Here is a 12,049-nt window from a genome sequence, read left to right as displayed (position 1 = left end):
GACCTGGCCGCGGCGCGGAACCAATGCCGAGGCCCGTGCGTTTTAGAAAGACCGAATTGGCAGCGCACTCATGAATGCCCCTCTTCCAGTCGTGCTTGCCGTGGCGCTCCTCAGCGCCGCCATCGCCACGATGCCTGCGGATGCTGCTCCTCGAAAAAAGAAACTTGCCGCAGTCTCCCCTGCAGCTACCGTTGCTCAGCCGCCCACGGACAGATTTTTGGCCTGCGATGTCCGGGTGCGAGATTATCTTCGCGAAGGCGGAGCGGTGACACGGGTGACGAAGATCGAAGTGGACGATGCCCGATTGCAGTTGAACATTCATCATGAGTACGGGGAGGCAGGAAAGTCTTCTCGAAAATACCTCCGCGGGGACACTGAAGAAGAAATGCGCAAAAATCTGCGCGGAATATTGGATGAGTTCGCTGCGGCTGCGAAAGCGGCAACGGCTGGTCGCGCTTGGTATGTGGTCGCTGCTCGCAAGGTCATGCCGGACCCCCGCGACGGTTCGGGCGAGACCACGAGTCCGTGGACGGCCGTCGTCCTCGCGGATTTCGACGGAAAATGCAGACCTATCACGTTCTATCAGTCTGTCGACCGGAACAAGCTCGATCCTGAACTGAGCAAGAAATTGGATGAGTGAAGTTTTGCGCTTGTGAGGATGCTCAACTCAAGATCGCGCCAATCGATGTGGCCTTTGCTGCGCTTTCCGTGGCTTACGGGATCCTTGCCACGACATTGGGCCGGTTCTTCTCGAGCCAGGCGACGGCCTCGGGTCCATCGACGACACACTCGAAGGTTTCCCAGGTTGGGTCCTCCAGGGATTCCGATTGCAGTCGCTTGGCTGCATACTCAAGGAGGTCGTGCAAGCCTTCGTATCCTCGTCGGTGCTGGAGGGAATCTGCAATCGTGGTGCTGGTCCATCCTCGTTGGGCCAAATCGATAATGCTCGGAGCATCAGCTTCGCTGAACCACGGTGTGGCATCGAACTCGATGCAGCGGACATTGTCAGCGGTATGGCAAGTGGCGTGGATCATGGGATTCCTCCGTTTGCCGGCTACACCTTGCGCATCTAGCGTCTCGCATCGCGGCCCCGCACGCCCTCAGGCTTTGACCAGGTCCCCCAGCAGATTCGCCGCCACCGTCAGCTTGGCGAGCGTCAGGCCGCTGGCGGCAATTTCCTCGACCGAGCGGCGGATGCGCGTCGCTTCGGGGTGAGCCGCGAGCCATGTCTCGACGGCCGGGTGGCCGGACTGGCCGGTTGCCAGCATGTCCGCGGCCAGCCTTCTTTCGGCGCCAGCGATCTGCTCAACGGCGCGATCGATGGCCAGACGCTCGAAATAATCGTTTGCCGGCACGCTGCGCGCGGCGGCGATGATGCGGTCGAGACGGAAATTCGCCTCGGCGTCGAAGAAGGTCGCGGCGGCGTCGCCGATGGAGCGCGTGGTGCGCTCGGCGACCGTCACGATGTCGGGTGCCGAGACCAAAGCGTCGAGGTCGGCGAGTTCGCCGGCGAGGCTGGCCGGGACACCAGCCTCAGTGAGTTCCTGCCGCCGCTTGCCGCGCCCGGCCTGCAAGTCCGGCGGCAGGGCGGTGTCGAGCCCGGCGACGATCTGGCGGATAGCCGGGCCGAAGCGCGCGATGACGGCCTCCAATCCATCCTTGAAATCGACATTGCGCACGTACCAGACCATACGGGAGAGCAGGAGGTCCTGCACGGAAGCGTAGAGAGACAGCTGCACCTGCCCGTCGATGCAGGCGTCGAGAGCATCGATCGCGTCATTGAGCCCCTTCAGACCGTAGCATTCATCGACCGCCACGTAGGCCATGACGATGGTCGGGATATCGGCGTCCGTCTCATCGATCAAGCGCACGACACAGGCCGGGCCGCCGCGGTTGATCACCGCATTGGCGAGGCTGGTCGCGATGATCTCCCGCCGCAGGCGATGCAATTCGGCCGCTGTCGGGAATTTGTGCTGAACCTCGCGCGGAAAATACTGAGATAGTTCGCGGGCAAGATAGGGGTCATCGGGCACGCTGGTGACGAGCAGGTCATCGTAGAGGGTCAGCTTGGCGTAGGCGAGGAGCACCGCAAGCTCGGGCCGCGTCATGGACTGGCCGCGCCGTGTGCGCTCGGTCAGCGCTGCGTCGTCGGGCAAGTACTCGACCGCGCGGCTGAGCAAGCCGCGCTGCTCGAGCGACTGCATCAGGCGGGCGAGGAAGCCGGCCTCGGCCACGGCCTTGCGCTCGGCGAGCGAGAGCGCCAGGGACTGCAGATAGTTGTTGCGCAGCACCAGCGCGCCGACCTCGTCGGTCATGGCGGCAAGCAGGCTGTTGCGGTCAGTGGGGCTGAGGCGTCCCTCGCGCTCGGGGCGCGCCAGCGCGATCTTGATATTGACCTCGACGTCGGACGTATTCACGCCGGCCGAATTGTCGATCGCGTCGGTGTTGAGCTTGACACCCTTCTGCGCCGCTTCAATGCGGCCGCGCTGGGTGACGCCGAGATTGGCGCCTTCGCCGATCACCCGGGCGCGGACGTCGGCGCCGGTGATCCGAATCGGATCATTGGCGCGGTCCCCGACCTGATCGTCGCTTTCCGCCGACGCGCGAACATAGGTGCCGATGCCGCCAAACCACAGCAGGTCCGCGCGCGCTTTCAGGATCGCCGTCATCACCTCGAACGGCGTCGCCTGCGGCTTGTCGAGATCGAGCAGGGCACGCACCTCGGGTGCGAGCGGAATCGCCTTGAGCAAGCGCGAGAACACGCCGCCGCCTTGCGAGATCAGCGACTTGTTGTAGTCCTGCCAGCTCGATCGCGGCAGGTCGAACAGACGCTTGCGCTCGGCGAAGCTGATCGCCGGATCGGGCGAGGGATCGATGAAGATGTCGCGGTGATCGAAAGCGGCGACGAGCTTCGTCGCCGGCGAGAGCAGCATGCCATTGCCGAAGACGTCGCCGGACATGTCGCCGACGCCGGCAACGGTGAACGGCGTGGTCTGAATGTCGGTGCCGAGCTCGCGGAAGTGGCGCTTGACCGCCTCCCAGGCGCCGCGCGCCGTGATCCCCATCTTCTTGTGGTCGTAGCCCTGGCTGCCGCCGGACGCGAATGCATCGCCGAGCCAATGGTTCTTCTCGGCCGAGATCGCGTTGGCGACGTCGGAGAAGGTGGCGGTGCCCTTGTCGGCGGCTACGACGAGATAGGGGTCGTCACCGTCATGCCGCACGGTCAGTTCGGGTGGCACCACGATGTCGCCGCCGAGATTGTCGGTGAGTTCGAGCAGCGAACGAACGAAGATGCGATAGGCTTCTGTGCCCTCCGCTAGCCACGCCTCGCGATCGGAGGGCGGTGGCAGGCGCTTGGGTACGAAGCCGCCTTTGGCCCCGACCGGCACGATCACGGCGTTCTTGACCTGCTGCGCTTTCACCAGACCGAGGATTTCGGTGCGGAAATCCTGCGGCCGATCGGACCAGCGCAAGCCACCGCGCGCAACCTTGCCGAAGCGCAGGTGAATACCTTCGACACGAGGTGAATAGACGAAGATCTCGTAGAGAGGTCGTGGAGGGGGCAGGTCCTCGATCTTGCGCGCGTCGAACTTGAAGGAGATCACCGGACGCGGATGTCCATCCTCGCCGATCTGCCACAGATTGGTGCGAACGGTTGCCTGCACCAGATTGGTGAAGCGGCGCAGGATGCGGTCTTCGTCGAGCGAAGCGACGGATTTGAGCTGCTCCTCGATCTCGGCAAGGAGAGTTGCCTCGCGCGCCGAGCGCTCGGCATCGGTCAAGGCGAGGCGCGGATCAAGGCGGGCCTGGAACAGCGCGACCAAGGTGGCCGTGATCGCGGCGTTGTTGCGCAAGGTCTCCCACATGTAATCCTGGGTGAACGGCGCGCGGATCTGGTGCAAATAGCGCGACAGTGCCCGGATGGTCGAGACTTCCCGCCAGCCCAGGGCGGTGCGCAGGATCAGGGCATTGTATCCGTCGGATTCGGCGCGATCGGTGACCACCGCCATGATCGAGGCCTCAAGGCGATGGCTGAATTCCGGGTTGATCTCGATGGGCTGGCTGTCACTGGTCTCGATCGTCATGTCGTGCAGCCAAACCGGCTCCGGCCTGTTACCGGGCACGATCTGATAGGTGCGTTCGTTGACCACGCGCAGGCCGTGATTTTCGATCACCGGCACGCGGTAAGACAGCGACAGCGGTGCGGCGTCCGAAAATACTTTCAGGCCGAAGCGCCTGGGATCGTCCTCGTCTTCGACGCGGTGAACCGAAATCGTCACCGGGCGGGCTGGCGTGAGCTTTTCGACGGTTGTGATATCGGCGATCGCCTGTTCCGCGCCGAACACCTCGGTATAGCCGCCGCTAAAGGCCCGGGCATATCGGTTGGTGAGCATGCGCGCCCGCATCCCATCGGTTGACGCAGTGAGTGCGGCCTTCAGCTTGTCGGCCCAGGTCGCGGCAATGGCGCCGATCCCCGCTTCGAGCGCGGTGCGCTCGACGACGGGAGTTTTGCCTTCATAGCGCCCGATGATGTAGTGGACGCGCGCAAGCGCCCCTTCAGGGAATGATACGTAGGAGGCGGCCAAGGTCCCGTTGTAAGTCTGCGCCAGGAAGGCAGCGACACGCATGCGGACGTCGGTGTCGAATTTCTCGCGTGGAATAAAGGTGAGGATGGAGACGAAGCGATCGAACTTGTCAACCCGCGCCAGCGCCCGGACGCGCGGACGCTCGTAGAGGATCAGGATTTCCATGACGAAATTGTAGAGAGTGTCGACATCGACCTGGAACAGTTCGTCACGCGGATATTCCTCGAGAATATGCATGAGCGCCTTGCCGGAATGGCTGTTCGGGTCGAAGCCGGCGCGCTGGAGCACCCGCGAAACCTTGTGGCGGACATAAGGGATCTGTCGTACCGAGCGGGTATAGGCGCCTGAGGTGAAGAGGCCGACGACGCGCAGTTCGCCCTCAAGCCGGCCGTCGGGCGTATAGAGCTTGATGCCCACATAGTCCATCCGGATGCGGCGATGGACGCGGCTGGAGACATTGGCCTTGATGACAATCAGCAGGGTCGGCTCGCGCATGAACTCGCGAATTTCGGTCGTCATCACAACCATTTCGCTGCCGCGGCGCAGCACCTTCACGTCGGGATCGCGCAGGATACCGAGGCCTTCGCCGGTTGTAATGTCGTCGGACGCATCGCTATCGGGCGAGAAGCGATATTCGCGCACACCGAGGAAGGTGAAATTGTCCGCGCAGAGCCATTGCAGGAACTGGTTTGCTTCGGCGACCTCGTCGATCGGCAGCGGCGGCGGATTAGAAGAGTAAGTCTTGATCGCTTCCTGGACGCGGTCGCGCATGGCGCGCCAGTCGGTGACACAGGCGCGGACGTCGTTCAACGTCCTGATAAGGCCGTCGATCAGCTTCTGGCGATCGGCATCGGCGTCCAGGCGAGTGATGTGGAGATGAATCAGGCTTTCGCGCGTGCCCTTTGCTCCTTCCGGCAGTGATTCGCCGTAGAAGCGCAGCAGCTTGCCCTGGTCATCACGCTCCGCCGCGATGATCGGATGAGCGACAAGGGTGACTTCGATGCCCTGCTCGATGAGCTCCGCCATGGTGGAGTCGAACAGGAAGGGCATGTTGTCGTTGAGAATTTCGAGCACGGAAATCTCACGCCCGTCGGGCAGCACCGGATTGAAGACGCGGATATCGGCGCGGCCGGCTGTGCGCCGCTGCACGTGTTCCCAGGCTTGCTCCGCCAGGAGGGCAAGCGAGGCTGCATCGTAATTGGCGAGGTCCTCGGCATTGGTGTAGCCGAACAGAGGCTCGGCGAAGGCCCGGGGGCTCTTGCCCGGTTGCACGTTGCCCGCTGCGTCGCGGATCAGGGTTGCCCGGGCGTTGTCGTCACGCCACGCCATAGCGTCCTCCACTTGCCGCGCCGTCTGACCGCAGCCGCGATCATCAGCTTGATTCTGGAGTGCATCTCTTCGAGCGCCGCGATCGATTGCTACGCGAAATCTTCGGTCTCGAAGCTTCGACGGCTTCCGACGACAATACTACGATCCCGGAGCGAAAGGCGCACGCTGTCGTGAGGCGTGCGGAAATCCCCTACGACAGCGCGTGAGGCCAAAGTCGGCGCCGACAAAAATCACAAGTAATTTCAATCGTGTAGGAGTTCGCAGTTTTATTCTGAGTGGAGGAGGTTGTCCAAATCCATCCGTCTCGCATCCTGGAAGCCATGCAGCTATTCCAGTCCTGGGCAACCGTGAGAGGACTGATCGCAAGCCCCACAGCCTATGTCGATCGGACGCCGCAACGCCGGGAGCTGCGCTTCAGTCGAAGCGAGGATGCCAAGATGGAGGCGTCTTACCGGACACATTGGGTGTCGCCGGAACTCTCCGAGGCGAAGCGCGAACGCCTGACGGAGAAGGCAAGCCGCGGCCCGGAACTGGTGGTGGTCCAGCCATTGAACACGGAGTGGACATGCCATCGCTGTGGCGGCACCGGTAATCTCCTGATGATGGAGCCTGCCGGCCCGGCGTGTCTGCGCTGCGTCGGCCTCGATGATCTCGAATTTCTGTCGGCAGGCGATGCCCTGCTCACGCGGCGCGTGAAGGCGAACAGTGCCCGATATGCCGTCGTCGTACGCTTCAGCAGAACTCGCCGCCGTTACGAAAGACAGGGCCTGCTGGTCGAGCCGCGGGCCCTCGCAGAGGCACGGTGATCGAACCTTGATCGGCGCGCATTGTCAAATAGCATTGCAGCTTCGATTACATAGGGTTCTCGGTCTTATTCTGAATGGCGCGCCAGACAAATCCTAAGCCATTGAAATCCTGTACACTCTAGGCAACCATGTGCGCCTGAAGAGACCGCCTGCTACACACGTAGCCTCACAAGGTGGTCCGCAATGGCGCTCGCAGTCGCAACATGGCAATCCTGATCCCCAGTCTCGGCTTCGCGCGCTTCGACAGCCGTGGGGAGTTGCGCCTCGCGGAACGACTCAAGGACTTCCTCGAAGACAACGCTGTCGTTTGGCACAACCTCCCTGTTGGCCCTCTCAACCGGCATCCGGATTTCATTATCGTTCATCCCGCGAACGGCCTGCTCGTGCTCGAGGTGAAAGACTGGCGACTGGAGACGATCGTTTCGGCGGACAAGACGAACGTCGAGCTGCTGACAAATCGTGGTGTCGTACGGGAGAGCAATCCCCTCGAGCAGGCGCGCAGGTATACGTTCGAGGTCGTGCGCACGCTGGAGCGCGACGGGCAATTGTTGTTTCCGCCCGGTCATCGCTTCGCGGGCCGGGCCATGGTTCCGTTCGGCTTCGGAGCCGTGTTCACCAACATCACGCGCAGGCAGTTCGACCAGACAAATCTCAAGGAGGTGCTGGCCGAGCATCTATGTCTGTTCAAGGACGAGATGACAGAGGGCGCGGATCCCGAAGAATTCCGGTCCGGATTGTGGCGCATGGTTCATCCGCGTCTCGGAGAGCCGCTGTCCATGCCGCAGTTCGACCGCCTGCGGGCGCTGCTCTTTCCGGAAATCCGCATACGACAGATTGCCCTGCCTCTGGAGGAGGCGCCTCGGGCCGATCCTTCGGACCGGACGCTTGCGGTCATGGACCTGCATCAGGAGCAGTTCGCGCGCAGTCTGGGCGAGGGGCATCGAATCATTCGCGGCGTCGCCGGATCGGGCAAGACCCTGATCCTGGCCTTTCGCGCCGAGTATCTGGCACGTGCGGCGGCGAAGCCGGTGCTCATCCTGTGTTACGCCAACGGCATCGCCGGGCGACTCGAGGATGCCATGCAGAACAGGGGCGTGGAGGACCGCGTTCAGGTTCTCACCTTTCATTCGTGGTGTTACCGGATGCTGCGGACTTACGGGATTCCCGCCCCATCCGAGCGAGACTATCCGGACTATGCAGAGCGACTGGCCGCGAGCGTTTCAGAGGTCGTGAAGGCGGTCGATCAAGGCCACATCCCAGCGCAGCAGTACGACGCTGTCCTGATCGACGAGGCGCACGATTTCGAGCCGCAATGGCTCGCGCTCGCAGCCAAGATGGTGAACCCGCGCACCAAGGCGCTGATGGTCGTCTACGACGATATCCAGGCCATCTATAAGGGGCGTGAACGCCCGGTGTGGAGTCAGCTCGGGATCGAGGCGAAGGGCAGAACGACCGTTTTGAAAGTCAATTACCGCAACACCGCGCAAATCGTTGCCTTCGCGAGACGCTTCGCCGCAGACGTCATTGGCGCTCCCGGCATCACGGCCGACGATGAGCACGCCATCCTGCTGCCCGAAGATGCGGGCCGGCAGGGGCTGGAGCCGGCCGTGCGGCGGTGCGTGAGCATCGATGCAGAAGCGCACTGCGTCGCCGAGTGGTTTCTCGACCGGAAAAAAGCCGGGTACGAGTGGTCGCAGATGGCGTGTCTCTACCCGGAGCACTGGATCGGCGGGCGGGTCGCGCAGATCCTCGCCGGGCATGACGTGCCGATCGATATGGCCAAGGACAATCGCAACAGGATTTCGGTCAAGCGGGTCGCCGTGCGGTTCCTGAGCATGCACACCGCGAAAGGCCTGGAGTTTCCCTGCGTCGCCATTGCCGGACTGGGCTCGCTCGGCCGCCACGGCGAGACCGTCGAGGAATGTGTCCGGCTGACGTATGTAGGGGTGACCCGGGCGACTCACGAGGCGCTCCTGACGTATTCAAGTGAGTCGGCACTGGTGCAGCGTTTGATCGCGTGACGCCGCACAGGCGCTTTCTCACGCCGTCGTGCCGTCGATCGCGCGGCGGATCACCCGCTGCACTTCCGCATTCGACAGAAACAGATCGTGGTTGATGATGCCCCAGCCTTCCTGGGAGGCATCGACCACGCGCACGCCGAGCCGCGCGATGACGGCCTTCTCGGCGGCACCGACCCTGGTCATCCCACCTGCGATTTGGCCCGACAGCGCCAGTGCACGATCGTTCGTCGCGGCGATCACGGTGATCTTGCCGGCGAGCGGACCGATGCGCTGGATCGCCGACGAGAACACGTCCATGTCGATGTCGGGTGCGGCAAACACCACGGCGCCGATCTTGCTCGTCACTGTGTCGCCGTATCGCGCATAGAGCTGACGCAGGCTTTCAAGCGTCAGCATGGTTCCCATGCTGTGCGCAACGATGTGCACGCGGCCGCCGCTTGGTGCCGACACGAGCGCAGACAGCACGCGCTCGAAATTGTCGCGGGACCACATCGCGCTGTCGCGGTCATAGGCATAGTCGAACAGTCCGGCCTTGGACGGCCAGGAGAACGCCATGGTCCGGCCGCGGAACTTGATCCCATCGGAGAGATGGGCGGCATCCAGCACCGCCGTCTCGAACGTTTGCTTGAAGCCGTGCACATAGATCAGCACGTCCCCTGCGCCGGCCTGCGCAGCAAGATCGCCGGCGTCGGCTGACACCGGTTCGATCCGATCAAGACGCCAATCATCAAGTCCAACCGAGGCGAGGGAAAGACGGCTCTCGTCCGGGGCCACCAGCTTGGCCCGCGCGACCGCCATGCTCGTCGCGCGCTCCGGCCCGAACCAGGGTTTGGTGCGGCCGCCGTTCACCGGCTTGCGCGTGGTGACGACAAGCAATGTGGGGTCAACGGAAAGGGTTGACGCGTCGAAGCGTGCGCCAGTCGCACCCAGGCCGGCGCATCCGCCGAGCGCGAGCGCACTCCCTGCCGATACAAGTCCGCCGAGGAGAGCGCGGCGCGAAACAGAGTGACGGGAGGCGTTTTGCAGAGGACGTCGGTCGATCACACGGAACCTTCGGGAACTTTGCCCACCGTAACGCCGCCCCGCCTAGCTCCCTGAATGACAATGGAGGCGAGAAGACGGCGGAGCCGCTTCGCGGTGGGTTCAAAGTCGATGGCGTCCGAACGAGTGCCCACATCAGTCGATGATTTCGATCGAATGGAATCTGCACCAATCGCGCAATGCATTCTCAGCGGCCCTGGCCGCAAAGGCAAAGCGGTTGCCCGGAGGCATCGAGAAGGTCGATATCGAGCTTGGGCACGCCGGTCAGCAACGCCATTCATCCGCCGTCAATAGTTCCAGCTCGGCGAAATAAGCCTCATTCGGGTCCTGATTGGGCTTCGTGTTGACGTTGCCATCGCCCGAATTTGGTCTTGCGCACGAGCTCGTTCATGTGTCCTGCAAGCACCAAGCCGATCGCATGGATGGCTTCGTGACGATCGAGTCCTTCGGACATCAGCCGCTGCGCCGTGCTTCGCACCGGCAGCTCGGGATCGGCAATTTGGTTCTCGACGATCACATGAAAGATAGCGTGCGCTTTGTCCCGCGGAAGGCGGATTCCGGCGCGCCGATGGTACGCCATCACGAGATCGATCCGTCTCTCCTCGTCCAGCGCGCAACCCACAGATCCGGGTCTGGCTCGATCAATGGATCATACGCCAGGGTCGCTTCTTCGTCCTCGAGCGCCGACCGGGCAATGTCCGGTATCTGCACGATTTGGGACAAACCGGACGACGGCTCGACCAGCCTTTGCGAGTCGAGGCAACACCTCTTGAACTTCTTGCCACTGCCGCAAGGGCAGGGGTCGTTTCGTCCCACCTTGTGCGAATTTACCATTGCGAGCGACTGAATTTGATCGGGGTCACAATACACCAAAACAGCTTGGTTTAGCAAAGCGATGCGGCAATGTCGGCAATCGATCTGAAGAGTACGAACGGATCGTCCTTTGAGGCAAGAAATCCCCGCCGCGCCCAGAACGCAGCAGCTTCGGCATCGACCGCGTTGACGACCAGCGCGCGTCCTCCAATCAGGCCTGCGGCCGTGACGCAGCGCTGGAGCGCATGCTTGACCAGGCCGGTGCCGATTCCTTGGCCGATCCAATTCTCATCGGTCGCGAGCTGTCCCAGCACCAGGCAGGGCACGGGGTCGGGCGGCTGCCCCTTCCGTATCGACTGCGGCAGAGACGAGGGGATGATTGCCGTCGGCGCGAGGCCGTAATAGCCGACCACCCGATTCATCTCGTGGACCACCATGACAGCGGTAAAGCCCTTCTCCTGGTTGGACAGCGCTCGTGTTTTCAGCCATCGGTCGAGCGATGGCTTGCCGCAGGAGAACTCGTCGAGATGATGAGCTGGCATCAGCGGTTCGGGCACGGAGATCGCCAAGCCTCAGCGCCTCTTGCCCGAGTTTCTTTTGGTGCGGTAAGGTCATGCCGTTTGGGCAAAACAGCTCAAGTCGCTGTCAACCCCATCCCGCAAAAATATTCCACTTTACCGAAATTCGGATTTATCGTATGTGTCGTCCATCCCAGCCCACCAAAGGGGCGGTCGTACGTCGTCACGAACGCGGGCTGGTTTGCGATGGACGCGGGCGGCGTTAAAGGCGGTCCTTGCGCGTGCAGGGCGAGATGAACCTCGTGAGCATGGTGCGGACCGCGAAGACGGACGGCGCTCAATCCTTGCGGAGCCTTCGACGGAGCAGGGCCGTGCCCTGCGAAGCCTCTTGGCGAAGCAGGGTCAGTCCGCGTACGGCGAAACCGTGTGGTCCTGGCCGTCGTTGCTACGGTCAAGCCTTGGCGAAGGCGTCACTCGCGTCAACCGGCGCGGTGCCGTGCATTTCGCTGAGGTGACGGAGGCCAGAAGGAATTCGGCTCCGGGGAGAGCGCGGCATAGGCCGTCAAACCATCGCGCAGGGAAGGCCTGGTTTCGGCTGCCCTGTGTCTCCCCTGTGCATTGCGTGTGCATTCGTTCAGCGCAGGGGTCTTATGGGTGCCAGCTGGCGCCCGGTCTTCCCCATAGGCGTTAAGGTAGCGCGAGCATCGATTGATACGGACGTTTTCGAGGAGGCTCGCGCAGGTGCCGCCCAAGCGCTCGCTTTCTGCGGCGGAAGCAACGGATGGTTGGTTGTGGAATGATCGCTTGTAGCAAGGATGCAACGAGTTGTTGCAAAACACGCCAAGCGCCAGGTGCCGTCAGGCGGCCTGCATCCAGCGGGGAGAGTCCTCGAAGTCGCGGGCAAGCGGCTCGAGCAGCAGGATGATCAAGAGGTG

The 12,049-nt window shown here is 62.7% G+C and carries 10 protein-coding genes; 4 read left to right on the top strand and 6 right to left on the bottom strand.

Annotated features, from left to right (window positions below):
* The first annotated feature begins 70 nt into the window (after nucleotides 1-70).
* Nucleotides 71-640: a hypothetical protein gene (locus YU9_RS0124895; RefSeq protein ID WP_027575244.1), complete on the top strand. Its 570-nt coding sequence runs from the start codon at nucleotides 71-73 to the stop codon at nucleotides 638-640.
* A 73-nt stretch (nucleotides 641-713) separates the two neighbouring features.
* Here YU9_RS0124895 and YU9_RS0124890 read toward each other — a convergent pair whose 3' ends face one another.
* Together YU9_RS0124890 and YU9_RS0124885 are read right to left on the bottom strand one after the other, a co-directional pair.
* Nucleotides 714-1,034, bottom strand: coding sequence for a hypothetical protein (locus YU9_RS0124890; protein ID WP_027575243.1), 321 nt, complete (start codon nucleotides 1,032-1,034; stop codon nucleotides 714-716).
* Nucleotides 1,035-1,100: 66 nt separating this feature from the next.
* On the bottom strand, nucleotides 1,101-5,927 hold the full coding sequence (locus tag YU9_RS0124885; RefSeq protein ID WP_027575242.1) for an NAD-glutamate dehydrogenase: 4,827 nt from the start codon (nucleotides 5,925-5,927) through the stop codon (nucleotides 1,101-1,103).
* Nucleotides 5,928-6,352: 425 nt separating this feature from the next.
* Here YU9_RS0124885 and YU9_RS49185 point away from each other — a divergent pair, with 425 nt between their 5' ends.
* Entirely contained in the window at nucleotides 6,353-6,721 is a 369-nt protein-coding gene (locus YU9_RS49185) for a hypothetical protein (RefSeq protein WP_198028295.1), read from the top strand.
* Nucleotides 6,722-6,924: 203 nt separating this feature from the next.
* Nucleotides 6,925-8,742: a DEAD/DEAH box helicase gene (locus tag YU9_RS0124875; RefSeq protein WP_051380504.1), complete on the top strand. Its 1,818-nt coding sequence runs from the start codon at nucleotides 6,925-6,927 to the stop codon at nucleotides 8,740-8,742.
* Between the two features lie 18 nt (nucleotides 8,743-8,760).
* On the opposite strand, the gene YU9_RS0124870 is transcribed toward YU9_RS0124875, so the two are convergent.
* Nucleotides 8,761-9,786 (bottom strand): alpha/beta hydrolase, encoded by a 1,026-nt coding sequence (locus tag YU9_RS0124870; protein WP_027575240.1) that lies wholly within the window; start codon nucleotides 9,784-9,786, stop codon nucleotides 8,761-8,763.
* A 139-nt stretch (nucleotides 9,787-9,925) separates the two neighbouring features.
* Between YU9_RS0124870 and YU9_RS48090 the strand changes: the two genes are divergently transcribed.
* Nucleotides 9,926-10,096, top strand: a complete 171-nt coding sequence (locus YU9_RS48090) for a hypothetical protein (protein ID WP_156952103.1) — start codon at nucleotides 9,926-9,928, stop codon at nucleotides 10,094-10,096.
* 3 nt (nucleotides 10,097-10,099) lie between these two features.
* Here the strand turns inward: YU9_RS48090 and YU9_RS42420 are convergent, their stop codons facing one another.
* Genes YU9_RS42420 through YU9_RS0124850 form a run of 3 tightly spaced genes read right to left on the bottom strand, consistent with a single transcriptional unit; the run spans nucleotide 10,100 to nucleotide 11,165 of the window.
* Nucleotides 10,100-10,363: a hypothetical protein gene (locus YU9_RS42420; protein WP_051380503.1), complete on the bottom strand. Its 264-nt coding sequence runs from the start codon at nucleotides 10,361-10,363 to the stop codon at nucleotides 10,100-10,102.
* Complete coding sequence (locus YU9_RS50130; RefSeq protein ID WP_156952102.1) at nucleotides 10,363-10,617, bottom strand: SEC-C metal-binding domain-containing protein; 255 nt, start codon at nucleotides 10,615-10,617, stop codon at nucleotides 10,363-10,365. Before YU9_RS50130 ends, YU9_RS42420 begins: the two co-directional genes overlap by 1 nt.
* A 50-nt stretch (nucleotides 10,618-10,667) precedes the next feature.
* The gene (locus YU9_RS0124850; protein ID WP_027575239.1) at nucleotides 10,668-11,165 is read right to left on the bottom strand and encodes a GNAT family N-acetyltransferase; all 498 of its coding nucleotides are present in this window, start codon (nucleotides 11,163-11,165) and stop codon (nucleotides 10,668-10,670) included.
* Between the last annotated feature and the right edge of the window lie 884 nt (nucleotides 11,166-12,049).

Source organism: Bradyrhizobium sp. WSM1743 (genome assembly GCF_000473065.1).
Taxonomy (GTDB): Bacteria; Pseudomonadota; Alphaproteobacteria; order Rhizobiales; family Xanthobacteraceae; genus Bradyrhizobium.
The sequence above is the reverse complement of the archived record's forward strand: the minus strand, read 5'-3'. Positions and strand labels throughout refer to the sequence as shown.

Excerpts from the sequence above, each read along its gene's own strand:
- YU9_RS0124895 (WP_027575244.1), top strand. The coding sequence starts at position 71 with ATGAATGCCCCTCTTCCAGTCGTGCTTGCCGTGGCGCTCCTCAGCGCC.
- YU9_RS0124890 (WP_027575243.1), bottom strand. The coding sequence starts at position 1,034 with ATGATCCACGCCACTTGCCATACCGCTGACAATGTCCGCTGCATCGAG.
- YU9_RS49185 (WP_198028295.1), top strand. The coding sequence starts at position 6,353 with ATGGAGGCGTCTTACCGGACACATTGGGTGTCGCCGGAACTCTCCGAG.
- YU9_RS0124875 (WP_051380504.1), top strand. The coding sequence starts at position 6,925 with ATGGCAATCCTGATCCCCAGTCTCGGCTTCGCGCGCTTCGACAGCCGT.
- YU9_RS48090 (WP_156952103.1), top strand. The coding sequence starts at position 9,926 with ATGATTTCGATCGAATGGAATCTGCACCAATCGCGCAATGCATTCTCA.
- YU9_RS42420 (WP_051380503.1), bottom strand. The coding sequence starts at position 10,363 with ATGGCGTACCATCGGCGCGCCGGAATCCGCCTTCCGCGGGACAAAGCG.
- YU9_RS50130 (WP_156952102.1), bottom strand. The coding sequence starts at position 10,617 with ATGGTAAATTCGCACAAGGTGGGACGAAACGACCCCTGCCCTTGCGGC.